Annotated in this window: 21 protein-coding genes; 5 read left to right on the top strand and 16 right to left on the bottom strand. The window is 72.4% G+C overall.

The genetic code is table 11. The annotated features are described in order from the left end of the window. Nucleotides 1–109: 109 nt before the first annotated feature. The 7 genes from pheT to infC all read right to left on the bottom strand — a co-directional run bounded on the left by pheT (nt 110) and on the right by infC (nt 7721). Entirely contained in the window at nt 110–2614 is a 2505-nt protein-coding gene (gene pheT / locus OG595_RS35330; RefSeq protein ID WP_329279263.1) for a phenylalanine--tRNA ligase subunit beta, read from the bottom strand. Continuing rightward, a complete protein-coding gene (gene pheS / locus OG595_RS35325; protein WP_329279261.1) occupies nt 2614–3741 on the bottom strand; it encodes a phenylalanine--tRNA ligase subunit alpha in 1128 nt (375 codons plus the stop codon). The genes pheT and pheS overlap by 1 nt, the downstream gene beginning before the upstream one ends. 145 nt (nt 3742–3886) lie before the next feature. Beyond that, a complete protein-coding gene (locus tag OG595_RS35320; protein WP_329279259.1) occupies nt 3887–5068 on the bottom strand; it encodes a sensor histidine kinase in 1182 nt (393 codons plus the stop codon). Between the two features lie 54 nt (nt 5069–5122). Beyond that, a complete protein-coding gene (locus tag OG595_RS35315; protein ID WP_329279257.1) occupies nt 5123–5968 on the bottom strand; it encodes a TrmH family RNA methyltransferase in 846 nt (281 codons plus the stop codon). 251 nt (nt 5969–6219) lie between these two features. Next, nucleotides 6220–6603, bottom strand: coding sequence for a 50S ribosomal protein L20 (gene rplT / locus OG595_RS35310; RefSeq protein ID WP_189146302.1), 384 nt, complete (start codon nt 6601–6603; stop codon nt 6220–6222). Nucleotides 6604–6703: 100 nt separating this feature from the next. Beyond that, the gene (gene rpmI, locus OG595_RS35305) at nt 6704–6898 is read right to left on the bottom strand and encodes a 50S ribosomal protein L35 (protein WP_073499621.1); all 195 of its coding nucleotides are present in this window, start codon (nt 6896–6898) and stop codon (nt 6704–6706) included. A 106-nt stretch (nt 6899–7004) separates the two neighbouring features. Further along, entirely contained in the window at nt 7005–7721 is a 717-nt protein-coding gene (infC, locus tag OG595_RS35300; protein ID WP_329279255.1) for a translation initiation factor IF-3, read from the bottom strand. 368 nt (nt 7722–8089) lie between these two features. On the opposite strand from infC, the gene OG595_RS35295 reads away from it, so the two are divergent. Continuing rightward, the gene (locus OG595_RS35295; protein WP_327693731.1) at nt 8090–8458 is read left to right on the top strand and encodes a DUF1844 domain-containing protein; all 369 of its coding nucleotides are present in this window, start codon (nt 8090–8092) and stop codon (nt 8456–8458) included. On the opposite strand, the gene OG595_RS35290 is transcribed toward OG595_RS35295, so the two are convergent. Further along, nucleotides 8455–9198 (bottom strand): SseB family protein, encoded by a 744-nt coding sequence (locus OG595_RS35290; protein ID WP_329279249.1) that lies wholly within the window; start codon nt 9196–9198, stop codon nt 8455–8457. The two genes, OG595_RS35295 and OG595_RS35290, sit on opposite strands and share 4 nt — an antisense overlap. A gap of 149 nt (nt 9199–9347) precedes the next feature. Between OG595_RS35290 and OG595_RS35285 the strand changes: the two genes are divergently transcribed. Continuing rightward, nucleotides 9348–10373: a serine hydrolase gene (locus tag OG595_RS35285; RefSeq protein WP_329279247.1), complete on the top strand. Its 1026-nt coding sequence runs from the start codon at nt 9348–9350 to the stop codon at nt 10371–10373. A 56-nt stretch (nt 10374–10429) separates the two neighbouring features. Here the strand turns inward: OG595_RS35285 and mycP are convergent, their stop codons facing one another. The 5 genes from mycP to OG595_RS35260 all read right to left on the bottom strand — a co-directional run bounded on the left by mycP (nt 10430) and on the right by OG595_RS35260 (nt 17964). After that, nucleotides 10430–11635 carry a type VII secretion-associated serine protease mycosin gene (mycP, locus tag OG595_RS35280; RefSeq protein ID WP_329279245.1) on the bottom strand — a complete coding sequence of 402 codons (1206 nt, stop codon included), beginning with the start codon at nt 11633–11635 and terminating at the stop codon, nt 10430–10432. Further along, nucleotides 11632–13911: a hypothetical protein gene (locus OG595_RS35275; protein ID WP_329279243.1), complete on the bottom strand. Its 2280-nt coding sequence runs from the start codon at nt 13909–13911 to the stop codon at nt 11632–11634. The genes mycP and OG595_RS35275 overlap by 4 nt, the downstream gene beginning before the upstream one ends. A gap of 461 nt (nt 13912–14372) precedes the next feature. After that, nucleotides 14373–15182: a 3-oxoacyl-ACP reductase gene (locus OG595_RS35270; RefSeq protein ID WP_329279242.1), complete on the bottom strand. Its 810-nt coding sequence runs from the start codon at nt 15180–15182 to the stop codon at nt 14373–14375. Further along, nucleotides 15179–16582, bottom strand: a complete 1404-nt coding sequence (locus OG595_RS35265) for an aldehyde dehydrogenase family protein (protein WP_329279240.1) — start codon at nt 16580–16582, stop codon at nt 15179–15181. The genes OG595_RS35270 and OG595_RS35265 overlap by 4 nt, the downstream gene beginning before the upstream one ends. Nucleotides 16583–16593: 11 nt before the next feature. Continuing rightward, nucleotides 16594–17964: a glutamine synthetase family protein gene (locus tag OG595_RS35260; protein ID WP_329279238.1), complete on the bottom strand. Its 1371-nt coding sequence runs from the start codon at nt 17962–17964 to the stop codon at nt 16594–16596. 96 nt (nt 17965–18060) lie between these two features. Between OG595_RS35260 and OG595_RS35255 the strand changes: the two genes are divergently transcribed. Both OG595_RS35255 and OG595_RS35250 read left to right on the top strand, forming a co-directional pair. After that, nucleotides 18061–18795 carry a FadR/GntR family transcriptional regulator gene (locus OG595_RS35255; protein WP_329279236.1) on the top strand — a complete coding sequence of 245 codons (735 nt, stop codon included), beginning with the start codon at nt 18061–18063 and terminating at the stop codon, nt 18793–18795. Nucleotides 18796–18900: 105 nt separating this feature from the next. Continuing rightward, on the top strand, nt 18901–19605 hold the full coding sequence (locus OG595_RS35250; protein ID WP_329279233.1) for a gamma-glutamyl-gamma-aminobutyrate hydrolase family protein: 705 nt from the start codon (nt 18901–18903) through the stop codon (nt 19603–19605). 165 nt (nt 19606–19770) lie between these two features. Here OG595_RS35250 and OG595_RS35245 read toward each other — a convergent pair whose 3' ends face one another. Continuing rightward, nucleotides 19771–20694, bottom strand: a complete 924-nt coding sequence (locus OG595_RS35245) for a LysR family transcriptional regulator (RefSeq protein WP_329279230.1) — start codon at nt 20692–20694, stop codon at nt 19771–19773. 70 nt (nt 20695–20764) lie between these two features. Here OG595_RS35245 and OG595_RS35240 point away from each other — a divergent pair, with 70 nt between their 5' ends. Further along, complete coding sequence (locus tag OG595_RS35240; RefSeq protein ID WP_329279229.1) at nt 20765–21934, top strand: TDT family transporter; 1170 nt, start codon at nt 20765–20767, stop codon at nt 21932–21934. On the opposite strand, the gene OG595_RS35235 is transcribed toward OG595_RS35240, so the two are convergent. Together OG595_RS35235 and OG595_RS35230 are read right to left on the bottom strand one after the other, a co-directional pair. Continuing rightward, nucleotides 21861–22604, bottom strand: a complete 744-nt coding sequence (locus OG595_RS35235) for a helical backbone metal receptor (RefSeq protein WP_329279228.1) — start codon at nt 22602–22604, stop codon at nt 21861–21863. The two genes, OG595_RS35240 and OG595_RS35235, sit on opposite strands and share 74 nt — an antisense overlap. Nucleotides 22605–22619: 15 nt before the next feature. Next, the gene (locus OG595_RS35230; protein ID WP_329279226.1) at nt 22620–23189 is read right to left on the bottom strand and encodes a helix-turn-helix domain-containing protein; all 570 of its coding nucleotides are present in this window, start codon (nt 23187–23189) and stop codon (nt 22620–22622) included. Nucleotides 23190–23454 lie beyond the last annotated feature (265 nt).

The following is a 23454-nucleotide window of genomic DNA, read 5'->3' as shown; positions in this document are numbered from 1 at the left end:
GACGCATGGTGAGTGTGGGGGGCACCGCCCCCCACCAGGGGCGCGGGGAACCGCGCGACAAGCCACGACGGACCCGCGGCCAACAGCGAATCCCCAGACCCCAGCGGCACTAGCTCCGCAACACCGCTCCCGTTCGCTCACCCGCGAGAGCAACAGCCGCATCCCGAGCGGCCGACGCCTCGTCAACGGTCAGCGTCCGATCACCGGCCCGGAACCGCAACGCATAGGCGAGAGACTTCCGCCCCTCCCCCAACTGCTCACCGCTCTCGTACACATCGAACAGGCGGATGGACTCCAGAAGAGCCCCCGCACCCTCCCGCAGCGCCGCCTCGACGTCCGCGTGCGGAACCTCCCGCGCGACGACCAGGGCGACATCCTGGGTGGCGACCGGGAAGGTCGAGATCTTCGGGCCCTTGGGCACGCCCGAGCTCGCCGCCGCCAACCTGTCCAGGTTCAGCTCCATCGCGCAGGTGCGCGCGGGCAGATGCAGGGCCTTCAGGACACGCGGGTGCAGCTCACCGGCGTACCCGATGACCTCCTCGGTGCCGTCGGCCACGACCACCAGCTCGGCGCAGCGGCCGGGGTGCCAGGGACCGTACTGGCCCGCGCGGACGAGGAGTTCGGTGCCGGCCTCGTGGGCCAGACTCCGTGCCGCCTCGATCGCGTCGGCCCAGTCGGCCGGGCGGCCCTTGCCCCACCAGCCGGCCTGCTCGCGGGCGCCCGCGAGGACGACGGCGGCGTGCCGGGGCTGGACGGGGAGCGCGGCCGTGAGGGACGCGATCTCCTCGTCGGTGGGGCGGCGGTCGACGGGCAGGCGCCCGGCGACCAGCAGCTCGTCCTGCGGGTGGAAGACCAGCCCGGTCTCGAACAGGGCCAGGTCGTGACTGCCCCGCCCGTCGTTCCGGCGCAGCGCCTGGAGCAGGCCCGGCAGCAGCGTCGTACGGAGCGCGGGCTCCTCGTCCGACAGCGGGTTGGCCAGCTTGACGACCTTGCGCTTCGGGTCGTCGGAGGCAAGCCCCAGCTGGTCGAAGACGTGCTCGCCGATGAACGGGTAGTTCAGCGCCTCCACGTAACCCGCCCCGGCCAGCGCCCGGCCGACCCGGCGGTGCAGGCGCTGCCGGTCGGTCAGGCCGCGGCCCGCCGGGGGCTTGGGCAGGGTGGAGGGCAGGTTCTCGTAGCCCTCCAGGCGGATGACCTCTTCGGCGAGGTCGTTCGGGTCCGTCAGGTCGGGGCGCCAGGACGGGACGGTGACGATCAGCTCGTCCTGCCCGTACACGTCGCAGCCGACCTCCTGGAGACGGCGTACGACGGTCTCCCGGCCGTACTCGACGCCCGCGACCTTGTCCGGGTGGTCCGCCGGGATGGAGATCGTGCGCGGCGCGGACGGCGAGATGACCTCGGTGACGCCCGCGTCGGCGGTACCGCCGGCGAGGAGGACCAGGAGGTCGACCGTGCGCTGGGCGGCGGCCGAGGCGGCCTGCGGGTCGACGCCGCGCTCGAAGCGCTTGGACGCCTCGGAGGCCAGCTTGTGGCGGCGGGCCGTGCGCGCGATGGTGATCGGGTCGAAGTGGGCGGCCTCGATGACGACCTCGGTGGTGGTGCCCTCGGTGTCGTCGATCTCGGTGTTGGCGCCGCCCATGACGCCCGCGAGGCCGATGGCGCCCCGGTCGTCGGTGATGAGCAGGTCCTCGGGGTCCAGTGTGCGCGTGACACCGTCGAGGGTGGTGAGCTTCTCGCCCGGCTCGGCCCGGCGCACGCCGATCGCGCCCTGGACGCGGGAGCGGTCGTACGCGTGCAGGGGCTGGCCCAGCTCCAGCATCACGTAGTTGGTGACGTCGACGGCGAGCGAGATCGGGCGCATGCCCGCCTTCTGGAGGCGGCGCCTGAGCCAGATCGGGGACTGCGCGTCCGGGTCGAGCCCGGTCACCGTACGGGCGGTGAAGCGGTCGCAGGCGAACGGGTCGGCGACCTCGACCGGGTAGCCGTACGCGTTCGGGGCCGGTACGTCGAGCAGGGCCGGGTCGCGCAGCGGCAGACCATAGGCGATCGCGGTCTCGCGGGCGATGCCGCGCATCGAGAGCGCGTAACCGCGGTCGGGGGTCACGGCGATGTCGAGGACCTCGTCGACGAGCTGGAGCAGCTCGATGGCGTCGGTGCCGACCTCGTGCTCGGGCGACAGGACGATGATGCCGCCGCTGCCGTCGTCGCCCATGCCCAGCTCGTCGCCGGAGCAGATCATGCCGTGCGAGGTGTGGCCGTACGTCTTGCGCGCGGCGATCGCGAAGTCGCCGGGCAGGACGGCGCCCGGGAGGACCACGACGACCTTGTCGCCGACGGCGAAGTTGCGGGCGCCGCAGACGATCTCCTGGGGCTCACCGGTGCCGTTGGCGGTGCCGACGTCGACCGTGCAGAAGCGGATCGGCTTCTTGAAGCCCTCCAGCTCCTCGATGGTCAGCACCTGGCCGACGACCAGCGGACCCTTGAGTCCGGCGCCGACCTGCTCGACGGTCTCGACCTCCAGGCCGACCGTGATGAGCTTCTCCTGGACGTCACGGCCGGTCTGAGTCGCCGGCAGGTCGACGTACTCCCGCAGCCAAGAAAGCGGGACCCGCATCAGATCTCCATCCCGAACGGCCGGGTGAACCGGACGTCGCCCTCGACCATGTCTCGCATGTCCTCGACGTTGTGGCGGAACATCAGCATCCGCTCGATGCCGAACCCGAAGGCGAATCCGCTGTACTTCTCCGGGTCGACGCCGCACGCGACGAGCACGCGCGGGTTGACCATGCCGCAGCCGCCCAGCTCGATCCAGCCCTCGCTGGAGCAGGTCCGGCAGGGGCGGTCGGGGTTGCCGACGGACGCGCCCTTGCAGACGTAGCAGAGCATGTCCATCTCGGCGGACGGCTCGGTGAAGGGGAAGTAGTTGGGCCGCAGCCGCGTCTTCATGTCCGAGCCGAAGAGCGACTGGACCATGTGGTCCATGGTGCCCTTGAGGTCGGCCATGGTCAGGCCCTCGTCGATGGCGAGGAGCTCGATCTGGTGGAAGACGGGGGTGTGCGTGGCGTCCAGCTCGTCCGTGCGGTACACGCGGCCGGGGCACACGATGTAGACCGGCGGCTCGCGGTCGAGCATGGAGCGGGCCTGTACGGGCGAGGTGTGCGTCCGCAGCACGACACCGGACTCGTCGCCGGTCGTCCCCTTGGGGCCCTCGACGAAGAAGGTGTCCTGCATCTGCCGGGCCGGGTGGTCCGGGGTGAAGTTGAGGGCGTCGAAGTTGAACCACTCCGCCTCGACCTCGGGGCCCTCGGCGACCTCGTACCCCATGGAGACGAAGACGTCCGCGACGCGCTCCATGAACGTGGTCAGCGGGTGGCGGGCGCCGGCCTGCGCGCGGTCGTACGGCAGGGTGACGTCCACCGCCTCCTCGACCAGCACGCGGGTGTCCCGCTCGGCCTCCAGCTCGGCCTGGCGGCCGGCGAGTGCCTTGCTGACGGCGCCCCGCGCCTGGCCGACGAGCTTGCCCGCAGCGGCCTTGGCCTGCGGGGGCAGCGCGCCGATCTCGCGGTTGGCGAGGGCCAGCGGCGAGGTCCCGCCGGTGTGGGCGACCTTGGCCTCCTGGAGGGCGTCGAGCGAGTCCGCGGCGGCGAAGGCGGCGAGCGCCTCGTCCCGCATGCGCTCGATCGCTTCCGGTTTCAGGGCCTCGACCTCTACAGGGTCGTACGACTTGTTCGGTGCCGACATCTCTTCCCGTGCTTCCGGTTGGCTGGCTGGTGGTCCCCGTCTACGGCTCGGAGACGAATGGTCCACAGAGAGGGACGCAAAGGTGCCAAAGGCCGAGTCTAACGGGGGTGAGGTGGAGGAACGCGCCCGTGGGGCCTCGTCGGCGTTACTGCAGGTACGCCGGGGTGCTCACGGGCAGCATAAATCGGAACTCGGCGCCGCCGCCGGGGGCGCGGCCGACCGTGATGGAGCCGCCGTGGGCCTCGACGATGCCCTTGACGATGTACAGCCCGAGGCCGGTGCCGCCGCGCTTGCTGCCCCGCCAGAAGCGGGTGAAGACGCGGTTCATGGACTCCTCCGGGATGCCGGGCCCTTCGTCGCTCACCGTGACCGACGTGGCCGTGTTCTGGTCGGCGTCCCCCTCACGCGGGGAGAGCGCGGCCATGACCTCGATGGTGACGGTTCCCTCGCCGTGGCGCACCGCATTTTCCAGCAGGTTGCTGAGCACCTGGTCGACCTTGTCCGGGTCCGCCCAGAGGGCCGGCAGCGGGTGCTCGATCCGCAGCAGGAACCGGTCGGCGGGCTGGCCCGCGGCCACGTACGCCTGGATGTGCCGTCCGACGGCGGCGCCCATGTCGACGGGCTGGCGGCGCAGTTCGAGCCGTCCGGAGTCGATGCGCGAGATGTCGAGCAGTTCGGCGATGAGCCGGGTGACGCGGTTGGCGTCGGCGTCGACCGTCTCCAGCATCAGTTTCTTCTGGTCGTCGGTGAACCGTTCCCACTTGGCGAGCAGGGTCGCGGTGAAGCCCTTGACTGAGGTGAGCGGCGAGCGCAGTTCGTGGGCGACGATCGCGATCAGCTCGGCGTGACTGCGCTCGGTACGGCGGCGGGCCTCGGTGTCCCGCAGGGAGACGACGACCCGGCGGACGGGACCGGTGGGGTGCGTACGGAGGTAGCGCGCCGAGACGAGGACCTCGCGCCCGCCGGGCAGCAGCAGGTTCCGCTCGGGCTGGCCGCTCCTGATCGCGAGCCCGCCGTACGGGTCGGTGAGCTGCCACCAGCGGCGCCCTTCCAGGTCTTCTAAGGGCAGGGCCCGTTCGAGGCGCAGGCCCAGGGCGTCGGCGGCGGGGACGGTGGTGATGCGCTGGGCGGCGGCGTTGAAGCAGATCACCCGGCCGTGCTCGTCGGCGACGACGAGTCCGTCGGGCAGGTCGTCGGGGTCGATGCCCAGCCCGGCTCCGGGTCCGAGGCCTTCTCCGTCTCCGGGCCCGGCGGGATCACCGTGCGGGGAGGCGGGTTCGCTCCGCAATTCCCATGCCCCCAGTGTTCCGCTCGTGCCGACAGTCATCCCCGAACCCCACCTCTCGGACTGGCGCAGTGGGCCCCCGAGCCCGTCACCCTACTAGCTCTCGGTGACGGAGCGGCACCCTCCGGAGGCGCGCTGTGCACGGGCGGACGCGTAGAGACATACGGCGGCGGCGGTCGCCAGGTTCAGGCTCTCCGCCTTTCCGTGGATCGGAACGCGCACGACAGCGTCGGCCAGCGCGCGCGTCTCCTCCGGGAGCCCCCAGGCCTCGTTGCCGAACACCCAGGCGGTGGGCCCGCCCATGGTCCCCTTGTCCAGCTCGTCGTCGAGGTCGTCCGGGCCGGCGCCGTCGGCGGCGAGGATCCGTACGCCGGCTTCCTTGAGCCCGGCCACGGCCTCCTCGACGGGCACACCGACGGCCACGGGCAGATGGAACAGGGAGCCCACGGAGGCCCGTACCGCCTTGGGGTTGTACAGGTCCACGGAGGCGTCGGTGAGGACGACGGCCTCGGCGCCCGCCGCGTCCGCGCAGCGCAGCACGGTGCCGGCGTTCCCGGGGTCGCGCACGTTCGCGAGGACGGCGACGAGCCGGGGACGCGCCTTGAGGATGTCCTCGAACGGGGTGTCGAGGAACCGGCAGATCCCGACGAGGCCCTGCGGGGTGACGGTGGTGGAGATGTCGGCGATGACGTCCTCGTCGGCGAGGTGCACGCGGGCTCCGGCGGCGCGGGCCTCCCCGACGATGTCGGCGTACCGCTCCGCGGCGTCGACGGTCGCGAACAGTTCGACCAGGGTGTCCGCGTGCCCGGCCGCCTCCCGCACGGCCTGCGGCCCCTCCGCGAGGAACAGCCGGTCCTTCCCCCGGAAATTTCGCCGCGCCAGCCGCCGCGCGGCGGCGACGCGAGGAGAGCGGGGGGAGATCAGCTCGGGGGTGGCGGGCATGGGTCACCTTTCGAGGATTCGGTGCGTTGTCGGGTGCGGGTCCGACGGGCTTCTCGCGCAGTTCCCCGCGCCCCTGAAAAGCAGGGGCTGCGCCCCGTGCTTTTCGTCTTTTGGGGGCGCGGGGAACTGCGCGACCAGCCCCCATCGGACCCGCACCCGACAACGCACCCCGAAAAACGCCCGGGCCCACAGGTGGCGAACACCTGTGGGCCCGGGGTCACATCACACGCGGCTCAGAGCCAGCGCCAGCGTCACGCGGCCTTGGGCGCGTTGACGTCCGACGGCAGGGCCTTCTGCGCGACCTCGACGAGCGCGGCGAACGCGGGGGCGTCGTTGACGGCGAGCTCGGCCAGGATCTTGCGGTCGACCTCGATGTTCGCGGCGTTCAGACCCTGGATGAAGCGGTTGTAGGTGATGCCGTTGGCGCGGGCAGCGGCGTTGATGCGCTGGATCCACAGCCGACGGAAGTCGCCCTTGCGCTTCTTGCGGTCGTTGTAGTTGTAGACCAGGGAGTGGGTGACCTGCTCCTTGGCCTTGCGGTACAGGCGCGAACGCTGACCGCGGTAACCCTTGGCGGCCTCGAGGATCGCCCGGCGCTTCTTGTGGGCGTTTACTGCCCGCTTGACGCGTGCCACTTTTAACTCCTTGCAGCGGGGCCGTGGGTGTCGTCACACGGCCCGATTTCGATGGGGTCCCGGTCTTCAGACGTACTTACGGCGCGCAGGCGCCGGTACGTCACTTGCCGAGAAGCTTCTTGATCTTCTTGGCGTCGCCCGGGGCCATCTCGGCGGTGCCGGTGAGGCGGCGCGTCACGCGGGACGACTTGTGCTCGAGCAGGTGGCGCTTGCCGGCGCGCTCGCGGAGCACCTTGCCGGAGCCGGTGATCTTGAAGCGCTTGCTGGCACCGCTGTGCGACTTGTTCTTCGGCATAGCGCCGTTCTCTCCTCGTCAGTGGCGTCCCGGTGCCCGGTCGTTAAACCGGGCACGGTGGAACGTCATGTGTATGGGTTGGCATCCCCGGGCGTGAGCCCGGGGATCAGACCTCGGCGGACGCCTCGGCCGGAGCCTCGGCGGTCTCCTCGGCGATGTCCACGTCGTCGGCGAGGTCCTCGTCGACTTCGTCGCTCTCCGCGGCGTTCTGCGACTTGCCCGGGTTGGCCTTCGCTTCCGCCTTGCGAGCCGCCTGGGCCTCACGGGCCTCGGCCATGGCTTCGGTCTTCTTCTTGTGCGGGCCGAGAACCATGATCATGTTCCGGCCGTCCTGCTTCGGGTTCGACTCGATGAACCCGAGGTCCTCGACGTCCGAGGCGAGCCGCTGCAGCAGCCGGTAGCCCAGCTCGGGCCGGGACTGCTCGCGACCACGGAACATGATCGTGATCTTGACCTTGTCGCCCTGCTTGAGGAACCGGACGACGTGACCCTTTTTGGTGTCGTAGTCGTGCGGATCGATCTTCGGCCGGAGCTTCATTTCCTTGATGACCGTGTGCGCCTGGTTCTTGCGCGCCTCACGGGCCTTCATGGCCGACTCGTACTTGAACTTCCCGTAGTCCATGAGCTTGCAGACCGGCGGCCGGGCGCTCGCCGCCACCTCGACCAGGTCGAGGTCGTACTCCTGCGCAAGCTCCAGGGCTTTGGCAAGCGGAACAATCCCGACCTGCTCGCCGCTGGGACCGACAAGTCGCACTTCGGGAACGCGAATCCGGTCGTTGATGCGGGGCTCGGTGCTGATGGATCCTCCTCGGTAGCACCACACGGCCGTCTGGCGGACAGCCGCGTATGTCTCTGATGACAGTGGGACCAACCACCGAGGCACATGAAAAATGCCCCGCCGGGACACAGGCGGGGCTCCAAAGGCATACCGGAGCACCGCCGCGGTCAACCGCGGGGCGCACATCGGGCGACTCCATCGTCCGTACGGAACGATGGTGGCCGCCTGACCGGGTGACCCGCCATCCGTGAGGACGGTCGGGTGGGAGATCGGAGCCTCCACTTGTGGGCCGGGCACGCAAGTGTCCAGCCGGTCGTTACAAAAGGTTAGCACCAAGTAGGAGGTGGTGCTAACCGTCGGGCAGCGGGCGCCCGCACGAAGGGGCCGGATCCCCGGGGCCTATCGTGTGGGGCATGAGTGAGACCCCTCCCCAGAGCGCTTCCCAGAACGCCGACTTCGACGCCATGACCCGCGACATCGCAGAGGTCCCGGCGGTCGAGGTGATCGTGACGGTCGCCGTGAACCTGATGAGCGCCGCCGCCGTGAAGCTCGGTCTGACCGACGAGGGCGACAAGTACAAGGACCTGGACGAGGCCCGCAAGCTGGTGCACGCCCTCGCCGGTCTGCTCGACGCGAGCACGACGGAGATCAGCTCCTTCCACGCGGCCCCGCTGCGCGACGGCCTGAAGTCGCTCCAGCTGGCGTTCCGCGAGGCGTCCCTCGTCCCGGACGACCCGGGCCAGGGCCCCGGCGAGAAGTACACGGGCCCGGTCTACGGCTAGGAAGCCGGCCGGGAACGCACATAGAGGGGCTCGCCCGGGGGCGTCGCTCCGGCCGGCAGGAGTGCCAGGTCGAGGCCGCGCACCAGGCGGGCCCTGAGCGTTTCGTCGGCGGCGAGACGGCCGGCGACCGCGCGGGCGGCGTCGGCCGGGGGTGCGGCCGGGTCCAGTACGAGCGCGAGGGTGCCGTCGGCCTGTCCCGGGCCCAGGTGGGCGCGGACCACGGCGGGCTCGGCGGCCACGACGGCCCGTACGGCGTCGACCACCGCGGGATCGGCGAGCGGATCCGCCGTCGTACGCCCCTCGGCGAGCGCGAGCAGCGCGGAGCCGCTCAGCTCGTAGGGAACGGGTCCGGCCAGGTCGAGGACGATCGTGTCCGCCTTCTCGTGCGCGGCGGCCTGGATCGCCTGGTGGAGGGGTACGGCGACGGGGCGGGCGGCCGGATCCCAGCGGGCCAGCGAGTCGGTGCACGTGAAGGCGGGCAGGGCGGTCCGGTCGCCGGCCTTGAGCGTCGGTACGGCCATGTCGCTGGTCTTCTCGCGGCGGAGCCCCTTCTCGTCCTCCTCGACCTCCCCCAGCACGGCGACGACGGGGACGAGCAGCCGGGCGCCCTTCAGTGCCTCCAGGACCGGTCGCACCGCGGTGCGGTCCTCGGCCCAGGCCGCCAGCGCGGTGCTCAGCCGGGGGTCGGCGCTGCCGTCGTCGTCGGGGAAGCCGGAGTCGGGAATGTTCTTGTTCGCCACGGTGACCGACCCTATCGGGGGTTCGTTCCTGGGCTCCCGTCGCCCCGGAAACCTGCCGTTCACCGATTTCACCGGATTCTCAGCCGACGATGACACACATCTAACATTCGCCTAATCAACCGCACAGTCACGCCCGCCAGCATCGCGGCATGGCCTCTGAGAGAGCTCCCCGTCGTCGGCCGCTCGTCTACATCGTCCTCGCCTCCGCGGTCGTCATGGGCGGTACGGGCGTGGGGACCGCGTACGTGAAGGCACAGGCTCACGCGGACGTGGGCCGCGTAACGTCGGCGGCGGCGGCAGCGCCCGTACAGGCCGGAGCGAGCGAGGAGGCGTCGGTGGAACCCGTCGCGGATCCCACGGTGGAGGCCGAGCCCACGGTGGAACCGGACACCCTGCTGTCCGAGGCGATGAAGCCGGTGGCCTCGGCGGCCGAGGACGGGGCCGAGGTGTCCGTGGCCGTACTCGACGTCGCGTCGGGCGACAGCGCCACCTACGGGGACGGAACGTTCGACACGGCGAGCATCGTCAAGGTCGACATCCTGGCGACGCTGCTGCTCCAGGCGCAGGACGAGGACCGGAGTCTCACCGCGCAGGAGAAGCGGTACGCCACCTCGATGATCGAGATCAGCGACAACGCCTCGGCGACGGCGCTGTGGACGGCGATCGGCAGGGCGGAGGGTCTCGCCGCCGCCAACAAGCGCTTCGGACTCACGGACACCGAGGGCGGCACCGGCATGCTGTGGGGCCTGACCCAGACCACGGCCGCAGATCAACTCACCCTGCTCCGGCAGGTGTTCGCGAAGAGCGGAGACAGCGGAGACACTGCGGAGCCGTCGGTGCTCAGCGCGGCGTCCCGGACGTACCTCCAGGGCCTGATGGGCTCGATAGCCGAGGACCAGGACTGGGGAGTGTCGGCCGCGGCTGCCACGAGTACGGCCGCTACGGCCGACCGCCGGTTCGCCCTGAAGAACGGGTGGTTGCCGCGTACGGCGACCGGGCTGTGGGACATCAACAGCATCGGGCGGGTGACGACGGCCGACGGGCGGGAGTTCCTGGTCGCGGTGGTGTCGAACGGCAACACGACGAAGGCGAAGGGGATTTCGCTGGTGGAGTCGGCGGCGCGGGCGGCCGTGTCGGTGTTCGCTGCGGAGTCCGGCACCGACGACCAGTCCTGACGGGCGGTGAGGTCAGGTCAGACCGGATCAGTCGCCGGGCAACCGCCCGCGAGCGGTCAGAAGTTGTCGTCGTACGAGTCGTAGGCCGAATGGTCGGCCGGCCTGCGGCGACCGCGCCACAGCGGGACCGCGGCGACCAGGAGCACGACACCGAGGCCGCCGGCGACGGGGACCGCCCAGTTGAAGGTGTCCTCCTCCTCGGGAACCGCGTCCGGGCCCGCGCCGAAGTACTCCTTGCCGTACGCGGCCGACTTGAGCCCCTCCGGCTTGAGCCTGGCCGCCGCCTTGATGGCCGCCGCGGGGTCGATGAAGCCGAAGCCCCGGGAGTCGTCACGGCCGCCGTCGGGCGCGTTGCGGGCCGTGTCCTCCAGGAGCTTCTTGATCTGGGCCGGGGTCAGTCCGGGGCGGGCTGCCTTGATGAGGGCGACGGCGCCGGAGACGAACGCGGCGGCGGCGCTCGTGCCCCAGCCCTCGTAGTAGCGGTGGTCCGGGGCGGCGATGACGACGTTGACGCCCGGGGCGCTGACCGTGGCGTACCAGCGGCGGGTGGAGAAGGAGGCGCGGGTGCCGTACTTGTCGACAGCGGTCGCGGCGATGACGCCCGGGTAGGCGGCCGGGTAGGAGATGTGGTCGCCCTTCTCGCCGCCGTTGCCGGCCGAGGCGACGACGACGGCGCCCTTCTCCAGGGCGTACTGGACGGCCTCGTCCTCGGCGGGTTCGGGATGCGCGGACTTCGAGTCGTCGCCGAGGGAGAGGTTGATGACGTCGGCGCCCTGGTCGGCGGCCCAGCGGATGCCTTCGGCGAGGGCGTTGCCGCGGGTGTTGCGGGCCTTGGCGCGGGCCGAGTCGCCGTCTTCGAGGATCACGCGGACGGGCAGGATCTTGGCCTCGGGGGCGATGCCCAGGACGCCGTCCTCGTTGTCGTAGCCGTGGCCGTGACCCGCGATGATGCCGGCCATGGCGGTGCCGTGCTTGGCCCAGGACTCGTCGCCCTGGCTCGCGCCGAAGCCGACCATGTCCTTGCCTTCGAGGACGTTGCCGACGAGGTCGGGGTGGTCTGCCTCGACACCGGTGTCGAGCACGGCGACCGTGATGCCCTTGCCCTTGGTCGTCCGCCAGGCCTCCTGCGTGTGCATGGCGTCCAGGGCCCACTGCTGGGCCCGGATGCTGTCGGCGTAGGCGCTGGTTGCGGGCAGGAGGGTGAGGGAACCGGCGAGGAGGAGGACGAGGAGCCCGCTTCGGGCTGTGCGGGTGCGGTTCATGACGGCAACTTCGCGGCCGAGCTGACGGTCTTTCGCAGGGCCCGTTCGACGCGGTCCGCCAGGCCCTTCGCCTCGTGGCCGAGGCCCGCCTGGGCGAGGGCCGTGGTGGTACCGGACGCCATGGCCTCCTCGGCGGGCTGCGGGGCGTCGACGGTGCGGCCGTCGGCCCAGCCGGAGACGGCGTAGGTGACGACGGGGGCGTCGGTGAGGACGGAGATCGTCCAGGAGGCGCGCTGGGCGTCCGTGAAGTCGTCGGCGACGGTGTTCTTCGCGGCGTAGGGGCGGGGCATCAGGTCGGTACGGCGGTCGAGGTTCTCGTTGCTGAAGCGGGTGCGCAGGGCGCGCATCGCGGTGGCGTCGGCCTTGGTGAAGAGCAGGCCGACGGTGGTGACGTAGCTCTGCGTCTCGTCGGTGTAGGTGGCGCGCAGCAGGCGCTCGCAGCCGACGGGCGCGAGGGCTTTGCGCAGCAGCGGGTCGAAGGCGTCGGCGCAGCCGGTGTCCGGGGCCACGGCGATCCGGGTCCAGGTGCGGTCGGCGCCGCCGGGGCCGGCTCCGTCGCCCTCGATGGTGGGCGGGAAGAGCTGGTCCACGGGGACGCTGTGCCAGAGAGTCCCCGCCTCGGTGAACGCGGTACGCGCACCGGCGTCCCCGGATTCGTCGCCGGTCAGCCAACTCCCGGTCAGCGCACCGCCGATGAGCCCGAGCCCGAGCACGGCACAGGCGACGGCCAGCAGCGCCCGCCCGCTGAAGGAGCGGGGTCTCGTGGCGACGCCGTACACATCGGGTTGCGCGAGCGAGACGACGGGCCGCCCGGAACCGACGGCACCGGTGTCGCCGTAGGAGGCGCTCCAGGAGAGGGCGGGGTCGGGCACGCCGGGCGCGTTCGCGGGACGGGGAGGTTCTGCGGGCGCCGGGGGCGCCTCGGCGGTACCCGGCGCCTTCGGCGGGGCGCCCGGCGACGGGTTCGGCAGGTACGGACGACCGGCAGGGGTGCCCGTCACCGGGCGCGGAGGTTCCGCGGGCGCCGGGGCGGTCCCCTCGGTACCCGGGCGGCCGTTCGACGGCTGGGACGGCTCCGGGACGTACGGGCGCCCGGCCGGACCGGAGGGCGTGTTCGCCGGACGCGGCCGTTCGACGGGCGCCGGGGGTGTCTCGGCGGTGCCCGGCCGTGCCCCCGGAGCCTTCGGCGAGTGCCCCACCGGTGTGTTCGACAGGTAGGGGCGACCGGCAGGGGTGTTCGCGGGACGCGAAGGAGCGGCGGGCGCCGACTGCGCCTCGGGGGCACCCGGACGGCCGTTCGGCGACTGGAACTGGTCGGCTCCAGGCGGGTTCGGGAGATACGGGCGCCCAGCAGGAGCGGAGGGCGCGCTCGCCGGACGCGAAGGAGCGGCGGGCGCCGACTGCCCCTGAGCGGTGCCCGGGCGGCCGATCGGCGGCCGGGGCGGCTCCGGGACGTACGGGCGCCCCGTGGGAGCGGAGGGCGCGTTCGCCGAGCGCGAAGGAGCGGCGGGCGTGGCGGGCGTCTCGGCGGTGCCCGGGGCGGTGTTCGGTGTCCTGGGGGAGCCCAGGCGGTACGGGCGGCCGGTGGGGGTGAAGGGCTGGTCCGGGGTGCGCGGTCCGGCTTCGGGGGCGGTCGGGGGGAGGTCGGTGGCGCGCGCCTGGGGACCGGGGGCCGGTCTGCCGTTCGGGCCGGGGGGTGTCTCGCCGGTGCGTGGCGGGACGGTCGGCGGGGGCTTGCGGAGGCGTCTGGTGGTCTCCGGCTCGACGTCGGCGAGGGCGCTCGGGCGCCAGGGCGCCACGGGAGGCTGGTGGGCCGGGCGCGGCGGCAGGTCGGGGCGGGGGCGCGGCGCCGCCGAAGTGCGGCCGGCCGGGGGCGCGTCGGGGAACCCGGCCGAGGAGGGCGGCGGGGGCGGGGCTATGGGGTCGGTGGCCTCGCGGGCCTCCCGGGAGGGAGCGCTCAGGTGCGGGAACCGGGGTGGGGCCGCGTCCGTCGCGGTGTTCGGCGTCGGCGCGGGGACGGCGGGAGGCGTCGAGCCGGATGTCGTGGGGCCGGCGGCCGTACCCGGTGCAGCGGGCGTACGCCCGGACACGGGCGCCGCGCCACCGGTCGCGCCCGGCTCCCGGCCGTCGCTTCCCGCGCCGTTCCTGCCGGTCCCCGGCACACCCGGCGCTTCCTCGGCCGTGGCGCCCGTGCCGTCCGTGACCGGCGGCTCGGTCGTCGGTGGAGGAGTGGCCGGGCGCGGGGGAATGGAGGCGCGGCGCGCTTCCGTGCTCATGCACCCCCCCGTTTCCTCGTACCGGCGCAGGGCCGCGGAGTCCGTGCGGCGCGGGACGCGGCCGTCCCGGGCAGGCATACCCGCGCGGGCGGGCGCTCATCCGGGCGCGTACCTCCGCGCGCGGTGGTTCCTCCCTGCGTGAAGCGTCACTCTACGGGTTGACACCCACCGAACGGGAACCAGTCCGCAGCACCGGGGCTTCTGCCCGGATCGTCCCCCTGCCCTGCGGTAATCATGTCCGGCAGGTCTCCCCCATGGGCGCCCGCGCCGCTGTCCTGCCCGTCACGGCCGGGCCGCCCTCGGGCCGCGGACAGGGTGCCCCGGGACGCGAGGGCATGCCCCTGGCGCTGTCTCGGCCCCCCGCCGGGGCGCGGCGGGGGCGGGGGCTCTTCGGGTGCGCGCCGGTGACCGGTCCGGCTGTCGCGGTGTCCTCCAACACCCGGAAGGCGTACGGCTGTTGCCTACACGGGTGTGACGTACGCGCCCGCGATGCCGCCGTCGACCAGGAAGTCGGTGGCGTTGACGAACGAGGAGTCGTCGCTGGCCAGGAAGGCGACGGCGGCGGCGATCTCGTCGGCCTCGGCGAACCGTCCGACCGGGATGTGGACGAGCCGGCGGGCGGCGCGCTCGGGGTCCTTGGCGAACAGTTCCTGGAGGAGCGGGGTGTTGACCGGTCCCGGGCAGAGGGCGTTGACGCGGATGCCCTCCCGGGCGAACTGCACGCCGAGTTCGCGGGTCATGGCGAGGACGCCGCCCTTGGACGCGGTGTACGAGATCTGGGAGGTGGCCGCGCCCATCCTCGCGACGAACGAGGCCGTGTTGATGATCGAGCCCTTGCCCTGGCGTCGCATGTAGGGGATCGCGGCCTTGCAGCACAGGAAGACGGAGGTCAGGTTGACCTCCTGGACGCGCTTCCAGGCCTCCAGGCCGGTATCCAGGATCGAGTCGTCGTCGGGCGGCGAGATACCGGCGTTGTTGAACGCGATGTCGACGCTGCCGTAGGTGTCGTAGGCCGTCTTGAAGAGCGCTTCGACCTGCTCGGGGTCGGTGACGTCGACCTTGACGAAGGTCCCGCCCACCTCTTCGGCGGCGGCCTTGCCGCGCGTCTCGTCGACGTCGCCGCAGACGACGTGGGCGCCCTCGGAGGCGAGCCTGCGCGCGGTGGCGAGGCCGATGCCGCTGCCGGCACCGGTGATGACGGCGGTACGGCCGACTAGGCGTCGGCAGATGGCGGCTTCGCCCGTGGAGGTCGTTGTCGTCGATTCGGTCACTGTGCGGGGCCTTCCGTGCTGATGAAGACGTTCTTCGTCTCGGTGAAGGCGGTGAGGGCGTCCGGGCCGAGCTCGCGGCCGATCCCGGACTGCTTGAAGCCGCCGAAGGGGGTCCAATAGCGCACGCTGGAGTGCGAGTTGACGGACAGGTTGCCGGCCCGGACGGCCTGCGACACCCGCAGGGCGCGGCCGACGTCCCGGGTCCAGATGGAGCCGGAGAGGCCGTAGTCGGTGCCGTTGGCGAGCGCCACGGCGTCCGCCTCGTCGTCGAAGGGGAGGACGACGGCGACGGGGCCGAAGACCTCCTCGACGGCCACGCGCGCGTGCGGGTCGACGTCGGTGAGGACGGTGGGCGGGAACCAGAAGCCGGGGCCCGCGGGCGCCTCGCCCCGGATGCCGGCCAGGTCGTCGGTGACGTACCCGCGTACGCGGTCCAGCTGGGCCCGGGAGATCAGCGGGCCCATCTGGGTCTTCTCGTCCGCCGGGTCGCCGACGAGGACGGACTCGACGGCGGGCGCGAGCAGACCGAGGAAGCGGTCGTACACGGAGCGCTGGACGAGGATGCGGGTGCGGGCGCAGCAGTCCTGGCCGGAGTTGTCGAGGAACGACATGGGCGTGGCGGCCGCGGCGGCCTCGATGTCCGCGTCGGCGAAGACGATGTTGGGGCTCTTGCCGCCGAGTTCGAGGGTGACGCGCTTGAGGAGCGCGGACCCCTTCGCCAGTACCTGCTTGCCCACTCCCGTCGACCCGGTGAAGACGATCTTCGCGATGCCCGGGTGCTCGACGAGCGCGTTGCCCGCGACCGGACCGTGGCCCGGCAGCACCTGGAACAGGTCCGCCGGCAGGCCCGCCGCCAGGGCGAGTTCAGCGAGGCGCAGGGCGGTCAGCGGAGTGGTCTCGGCGGGCTTGAGGATCACCGCGTTGCCCGCGGCGAGTGCGGGAGCCGTGCCCCAGGCGGCGATCGGCATGGGGAAGTTCCAGGGCGCGATGACCCCGACGACGCCGAGCGGTTCGAGGAGGGTGATGTCGATGCCGCCGGCGACCGGGATCTGCCGCCCGGTCAGCCGCTCGACACCGCCCGCCGCGTAGTCGAGCAGATCACGGACGTTGCCCGCCTCCCAGCGCGCGTTGCCGATGACGTGCCCGGCCTCCCGTACCTCCAACTGGGCCAGTTCTTCGAGGTGTTCGTCGACGGTGGCCGCGAAGCGGCGCAGCAGACGGGCCCGGTCGGCGGGCGCGAGGGCGGCCCAGCGCGCCTGTGCCCGCGTGGCCCGTGCGACGGCCGCGTCGACGTCCTCCCGGGTGGCGGCGGGGACGGTGGCCACGACGTCCTCGGTGGCGGGGTTGAGGACGCGAAGCTCACGCTCGTGGGCGAGTTCGCGCTCATGCTCGTACGACAAGAAAGGACCTCTCACAAGCGTTCGAAGGAGCGGCGAAGCTCCCAGTCGGTCACCGCGGCGTCGAAGGCGTCGAGTTCGACGCGGGCCATGTTGCGGTAGTGGGCGACCACCTCGTCACCGAAGGCGGCCCGGGCGATCGGACTGTTCTCCCACAGCTCGGCGGCCTCGCGCAGGGTGGTCGGGACGTGCGCGTAGTCGCCGGCGTACGCGTTGCCGGCGCACACCTCGGGCAGTTCCAGCTTCTGCTCGATCCCGTACAGCCCGGCGGCGACCAGCCCGGCGACGGCGAGGTACGGGTTGACGTCACCACCGGGGAGCCGGTTCTCGAACCGCATGGACCGGCCGTGGCCGACGATCCGCAGCGCGCAGGTGCGGTTGTCGTAGCCCCAGGCGACGGCGGTCGGCGCGAACGAGCCCGGCTGGAACCGCTTGTACGAGTTGATGTTGGGCGCGTAGAGCAGCGAGAAGTCCCGGAGGGCGGCGAGCTGCCCGGCGAGGAAGTACCGCATCACCTCGGACATGCCGCCGGGGTCGGCCGCGGTGCCGGCCATGACGTTCGTGCCGTCGGCGTCGGCGAGCGAGAGGTGGATGTGGCAGGAGTTGCCCTCGCGCTCGTTGTACTTGGCCATGAAGGTGAGCGAGACGCCCTCCTGGCTGGCGATCTCCTTGGCCCCGGTCTTGTAGACGGCGTGCTGGTCGCAGGTGACGAGGGCGTCGTCGTACTTGAAGGCGATCTCGTGCTGGCCCGGGTTGCACTCGCCCTTGGCGGACTCGACGATCAGTCCGGCGGCCGTCATCTCGTTGCGGATGCGGCGCAGCAGGGGCTCGATGCGGCCGGTGCCGAGTACCGAGTAGTCGATGTTGTACTGGTTGGCCGGGGTCAGTCCGCGGTAGTTGGCGTCCCAGGCCTGCTCGTAGGTGTCCTTGAAGACGATGAATTCGAGCTCGGTGCCGACCTTGGCGGTGAATCCGTGCTCGGCGAGCCGGTCCAGCTGGCGGCGGAGGACCTGCCGGGGCGCGGCGACGACCGGGGAGCCGTCGTTCCAGGCGAGGTCGGCGACGAGGAACGCCGTACCCGTGTTCCAGGGGAGCCGTCGGAGCGTGGACAGGTCGGGATGCATGGCGAAGTCGCCGTACCCGCGCTCCCAGCTGGACATCTCGTAGCCGTCGACCGTGTTCATCTCGGTGTCGACGGCGAGGAGGTAGTTGCAGCCTTCGGTGCCGTGCTCCAGGACGTCGTCGAGGAAGAAGCGGGCGGCGAACCGCTTGCCCTGGAGCCGCCCTTGCATGTCGGGGAAGGCCAGGACAACAGTGTCGATCTCTCCGCTCGCGACGAGGGCGTGCAGCTCCTCGACGCTCAGCGGGGGTGTGCGGTCTGCCACGGGAAAGCTCCTTCGGCTTCTGCGCGTTTTTTCCGGCCGGGCCGGAAGCCATAAGGTATTGCGGAGAACCATTGCTTGGGAAGGGGGCACGACGAGATGTCGCTGGACGCGGAGGGCGGCTTGGAGGACCGGTTGACGCCGGTACTGCGGCCCGTGCGGGCGGGCAACGGTTTCGAGGAGGCGCTGGAACAGATCCTGCAGGTCGTACGGCTGGGCCTGGTCCCGGGCGGCGAGCGGCTGCCGGCCGAGCGCGAACTCGCGGAGCGCCTCGGGATCAGCCGGGTGACGCTGCGCGAGGTGCTGAAGGTGCTCCAGGACCAGGGGCTCGTGGAGTCGCGGCGCGGCCGGTACGGCGGCACGTTCGTACTCCCCCGGGACGGCGCGGGCGGCGAGGACGAACTGCGGCGACGGATCAGCGTGGTCGACATCGAGGACGTCCTGCGCTTCCGGGAGGTGCTGGAGGTGGGCGCCGCCGGCCTGTGCGCGCAGCACGGGCTGTCGCCCGAGCAGGCGGACCGGCTGAGGGACGCCCTGTCCCGCACGCAGGACGCGCCACTGCCGGACTACCGCCGCCTGGACACCCTGCTCCACCTCACCCTGTCCGAGCTGTGCGGCTCCCCGACGCTGACCTCGCAGTACGCGGCGGTACGGGCGACGGTGAACGACCTGCTGGACTGCATCCCGCTGCTGGTGCGCAACCTGGAGCACTCGCAGCGGCAGCACGCGGCACTGGTGGACGCGGTGCTCGACGGGGACGCCGACGGGGCGCGGGAGATGATGCGGGAGCACTGCTCGGGGACGGCGGCGCTGTTGCGGGGGTTCCTGGCGTGACGCGAGTGGGACGTGGGTTGCCAGCCGGGACACGGGTCGGCAAAGGTATGGCCTTACGCCATTGAAAGCCGAACCGATTGCCCGCTGGATGCCAGGGAGACCCTCGTGACCACGACCGGACGACGACCGCTCATCGGCGTCAGCACCTACCTGGAGTCCAGGACGCGCTGGGGTGCGTGGGAGCTGCCCGCGGCACTGCTGCCGGCCGGGTATCCGCGGCTCGTGCAGCGGGCCGGGGGCATCGCCGCGATGCTCCCACCGGACGACCCGGCCCACGCCGCCGCGACGGTCGCCCGGCTCGACGGTGTCGTGATCGCGGGCGGCCCCGACGTCGATCCGGCCCGGTACGGCGAGGCGCGCGACCCGCGCACGGGACCGCCCGCCGAGGCCCGGGACACCTGGGAACTGGCCCTGATCGAGGCCGCGTTGGCGACCGGCACCCCGCTGCTGGGCATCTGCCGGGGCATGCAGCTGCTGAACGTCGCCCTGGGCGGCACGCTCGTCCAGCACATCGACGGCCACGCGGAGACGCCGGGCGTCTTCGGCCACCACACGGTGAAGCCGGTACCGGGCACGCGCTACGCGGAGGCGGTACCGGAGGAGACATCGGTACCGACCTTCCATCATCAGGCGGTGGACCGCCTGGGAAGGAACCTCGTGCCATCGGCGTACGCGACGGACGGAACGGTGGAGGCGGTGGAGGCGGAGGGTTCCGGGTGGGTACTGGGAGTGCAGTGGCACCCGGAGATGGGCGAGGACGTGAGGGTGATGGAGGCGTTGGTGGCCTTCAGCCGGTCCGCCGCTTTTTGAGGACAAGGCCCACGTATCCAGCCCGTCTGGGGGTCCCCCCTCTGGGGGAGTTTGAGGACAAGGCCCGTTCAGGGCCGACAGCGGGGGTCTGGGGGCGCAGCCCCCAGGAACCGGATGGGACGGGTAGGGGCGGCGGGGGCGAAACCCTCACCGCCCACCCACCCCTCACCCCCGCGTCAACCCCAACAGCTCCCGCGCCGGCCCCACCGGCCGATGCCCCGTCGGCCACACCGCCCGCAGCTCCCGATCCAGCCGCACCCCGTCCAACGGCACACACACCAGCCGCCGCGTCGACAACTCCTCCCCCACCGCCAGTTCGCTCAGCACCGCGGGCCCCGCCCCACCCACCGCCGACGCCTTCACCGCGGTCGTCGACGACAGCTCGATCAGCGGACGCGCCAGCCCGCCCAGCGCGGTGTTCAGCACCTGCCGCGTCCCCGACCCCTCCTCCCGGAGGATCAACGGCGTCACCGCCAACTCCTCGGCCCCCACCGGCTTCCGCCGCCGCGCCCACGGGTGCCCCGGCGCCGTCACCACGATCAGCCGGTCCTTCGCGACGACCACCGAGTCCAGCCCGCTCGGTACGCCCGTCCCCTCCACGAAGCCGAGGTCGGCCTCGTCCGACAGGACGCGTTCGGCCACCGCCGCCGAGTTCCCCGCGAGCAGCGACACCGCGGTCTCAGGCCGGAGCGCGCGCAGCGCCAGGAGCCAGCCCGGGAGCAGGTACTCGGCGATGGTCATGCTGGCCGCCACCCGCAGCCGGGAGTCGCGCCGCGTACGCAGGGCCTGCGCCCCGGCGTCGAAGGCCTCCGCCGCCTCCACGACCCGCCGGGCCCAGTCGGTGACGAGCACACCGGCGTCCGTCAGCCGGGACCCGCGCGGCGAGCGGTCCACGAGGGCCACACCCAGCTGGCGTTCCATCGACCGGATGCGGCTGCTGGCGGCCGGCTGGGTGACGCCCAGTTCCTGCGCCGCCCGTCCGAGACTCCCCAGCCGCGCCACGGCCAGCAGCAGCTCCATCGCCCCGAGGTCCGGAACCCGTCGCGCGACCCCCGACGACTGCACGGCCCTGCCCTCCGCATCACCCATAGATCCAGCTTATGCCCTCATTCACCGGAACCCCCTGGTGACCGTCCTCACCCCGCGCGACGGTAAGGACATGGCCACCGCAGCACCCGCCCGCGCCCTCACCCGCCCTCTCCCCCGTTCCCGGCCCCGGGCCCGCTTCTCCCCTCGCGGCCTCCGCCGTCTCGGCCCCAACTGGTACGCCCCCGTCATGGGCACCGCCATCGTGGGCACCGCGGGTGCCGGTCTCCCCGGCGCGGACGGCATCCCCGGACCGCGTACCGTCTGCACGGCCGTGTGGGCCCTCTCCCTGGCCCTCCTCCTCGCGCTGCTCGGCGCCCGCGCCCTGCACTGGGCCCACCACCGCGACCAGGCCCGCGCCCACCTCCTCGACCCGGCGACGGCACCCTTCTACGGCTGCCTCGCCATGGCCCTGACGGCCGTCGGCGGCGGCGCTCTCGTCGTCGGCCGGGACTGGATCGGCCTCCCGGCCGCCCTCGCCCTGGACGCGGTCCTGTTCACCGCCGGGACGGTCGTCGGACTCGCCGCCGCCGTCGCCGTGCCGTACCTGCTGGTCGTACGCCGCGCCACGCCCAGCCCCGTATGGCTGCTCCCCGTCGTCGCGCCCATGGTGTCCGCGGCACTCGGCCCGCTTCTCGCCGCCCGTCTCCCGCCCGGGCAGGGGCGGCAGACGCTGCTGTTCGCCTGCCTGGCCATGTTCGGCCTGAGTCTGCTCGCGACCCTCGTGATGCTGCCGGTCGTCTTCGCGCGCCTCGTCACGACGGGTTCGCTCCCGCTCGCCCTCACTCCGACCCTGTTCCTGGTCCTGGGCCCGCTCGGCCAGTCCACCACCGCCGCCGGCAACTTCGCCGACCTCGCCCCCGACGTCGTACACCTCCCGCACGCCGTCGCCGCTGCCGCCGCCGTCCTCTACGGCGTTCCCGTCATGGGCTTCGCTCTGCTGTGGCTCGCCCTCGCCGGTGCGCTGGTGCTGCGCGCCCGGCGCCGGGGCATGGGTTTCACGATGACGTGGTGGGCCTTCACCTTCCCGGTGGGCACCTGCGTCACCGGCGCGGAGAGTCTCGGCCGGCACACCGGGCTCGCCGCCTTCGACGTCCTCGCCGTCGCCCTGTACGCGCTGCTCGTATCCGCCTGGGCCGGCGCCGCCAGCCGTACCGTCCGGGGCCTGGTCAGCGGTGAGCTGCTCGCAGGGCCTCGCCCAGCACCCGTGGCGCCTCGCCCAGTGACGGCCCGTACCAGGTGAGGTGGCGTCCGCTGACGAGCGCGCAGGGCAGCCCCTCGAACGCCTCCGGACCGTCCTCGGCGGTGAAGCGGTACGGCTCGTCGGGCAGGACGACCATCCCGGTGCGCGCGGCGGCCCGCAGTTCCTCGACCGGTACGCGCGGATAGCGTTCGGCGTGGCCCGCGTACGCGTTGTCGACGCCCAGCCGCGCCAGCACGTCACCGGCGAAGGTGTCCCGCCCGAGCACCATCCAGGGGCGCCGCCAGATCGGCACGACAGCGGTCGTGCGACCGTCGGCGGCCGTCCCCCACCAGCGCTCCGGCGCCGACCACGCCTTCTCCGCGTCGTCCAGCCACCGGGGGCGCGATCCGGCGCCGCACGCCGTCACCACCCGCTCCAGTTCCCTGAACGCCTGCGGCACGTTCCGCACTTCGGTGAGCAGCACCTCGACGCCCGCCGCGCGCAGGGCGGCGAGGTCGGGTTCGCGGTTCTCCTCCTCGTTGGCGACGACGAGATCAGGGGCGAGTTCGACGATCCGCCCGACCTCGGGGTTCTTGGTGCCCCCGACGCGTACGACGTCGGCGCCGAGGTCGGCCGGGTGGCTGCACCAGTCCGTGGCCCCGACGAGAACACCGGGCACCGTGACCGCGACCGCCTCCGTCAGGGACGGCACCAGCGAGATCACCCTCATGGCCGACCGGGCATCTCAGCGCCGCCCGTCCTGCACCGCCTCGATGTGTTCCGCCACCGCCACCACGATCACCCGGGTGTCCGGGACGGTCGCCCGCCAGCGGTGCCGCACGCCGCCCGTCAGGTACAGCGTGTCGCCGCGGCCGAGCCGGTGTGCGCGGCCCTCCGCCTCGATCTCGACGGCTCCGTCCGCGACGTACATCAACTCGTCGTTGCGGTGCTGGAATTCGCGGCCGGCGTCGTGGTCCCCGGTGAACTCCATGGCGTGCAGCTGCTGGTGGCCGCGCACGAGGGAGCGCACCAGGGGCTCGTCGGGGGCGGGTTCGAGGGCGTCCGCGCGGACGACGTCGACGCTGCACGCCGGGTCGGCCGCCGCGAGGAGTTCGACCGCGGTGGTGCGCAGGGCGTCGGCGACCTTCTCCAGGGAGCCGCGGCTGGGCCGCGCCCGCTCGTTCTCGATCTGGCTCAGGAAGGGCACCGACAGGCCGCTGCGCTCGGCCACGACGGCGAGGGTGAGTTCCAGCGCCCGGCGGCGGCGCCGGACGGCCGCGCCCACCCGCAGGGGCTGTTCTTTGTGGTCGCCCATAGCTCCGGCTCCCTCCTCGGCTCGTCGTCGCGTCCCGGTGGCGTACGTCCCATCACAGCGCATCGCGCCGCGTGTTCGGTGGCTGTTCGCCGGATCGTCTCCGAACCATGCACGACGCGTTCCCTGATGACTTCCTTGCACCCTACGCATGTTCGTCAAACCGTTTCACGCGCCCGTCACATCGGTGTCCCCCCGAGCCGGGTGCGACCCTCACAGTTCGCGCCAGCGGATGGGCCGCGAAGCCCTTCGTGACGCCCCTCCACGC

It is taken from the genome of Streptomyces sp. NBC_01451 (assembly GCF_036227485.1).
Taxonomy (GTDB): Bacteria; Actinomycetota; Actinomycetes; order Streptomycetales; family Streptomycetaceae; genus Streptomyces.
The sequence above is the reverse complement of the archived record's forward strand: the minus strand, read 5'-3'. Positions and strand labels throughout refer to the sequence as shown.

Excerpts from the sequence above, each read along its gene's own strand:
- pheT (WP_329279263.1), bottom strand. The coding sequence starts at position 2,614 with ATGCGGGTCCCGCTTTCTTGGCTGCGGGAGTACGTCGACCTGCCGGCG.
- pheS (WP_329279261.1), bottom strand. The coding sequence starts at position 3,741 with ATGTCGGCACCGAACAAGTCGTACGACCCTGTAGAGGTCGAGGCCCTG.
- OG595_RS35320 (WP_329279259.1), bottom strand. The coding sequence starts at position 5,068 with ATGACTGTCGGCACGAGCGGAACACTGGGGGCATGGGAATTGCGGAGC.
- OG595_RS35315 (WP_329279257.1), bottom strand. The coding sequence starts at position 5,968 with ATGCCCGCCACCCCCGAGCTGATCTCCCCCCGCTCTCCTCGCGTCGCC.
- rpmI (WP_073499621.1), bottom strand. The coding sequence starts at position 6,898 with ATGCCGAAGAACAAGTCGCACAGCGGTGCCAGCAAGCGCTTCAAGATC.
- OG595_RS35295 (WP_327693731.1), top strand. The coding sequence starts at position 8,090 with ATGAGTGAGACCCCTCCCCAGAGCGCTTCCCAGAACGCCGACTTCGAC.
- OG595_RS35285 (WP_329279247.1), top strand. The coding sequence starts at position 9,348 with ATGGCCTCTGAGAGAGCTCCCCGTCGTCGGCCGCTCGTCTACATCGTC.
- mycP (WP_329279245.1), bottom strand. The coding sequence starts at position 11,635 with ATGAACCGCACCCGCACAGCCCGAAGCGGGCTCCTCGTCCTCCTCCTC.
- OG595_RS35275 (WP_329279243.1), bottom strand. The coding sequence starts at position 13,911 with ATGAGCACGGAAGCGCGCCGCGCCTCCATTCCCCCGCGCCCGGCCACT.
- OG595_RS35255 (WP_329279236.1), top strand. The coding sequence starts at position 18,061 with ATGTCGCTGGACGCGGAGGGCGGCTTGGAGGACCGGTTGACGCCGGTA.
- OG595_RS35245 (WP_329279230.1), bottom strand. The coding sequence starts at position 20,694 with ATGGGTGATGCGGAGGGCAGGGCCGTGCAGTCGTCGGGGGTCGCGCGA.
- OG595_RS35240 (WP_329279229.1), top strand. The coding sequence starts at position 20,765 with ATGGCCACCGCAGCACCCGCCCGCGCCCTCACCCGCCCTCTCCCCCGT.
- OG595_RS35235 (WP_329279228.1), bottom strand. The coding sequence starts at position 22,604 with ATGAGGGTGATCTCGCTGGTGCCGTCCCTGACGGAGGCGGTCGCGGTC.
- OG595_RS35230 (WP_329279226.1), bottom strand. The coding sequence starts at position 23,189 with ATGGGCGACCACAAAGAACAGCCCCTGCGGGTGGGCGCGGCCGTCCGG.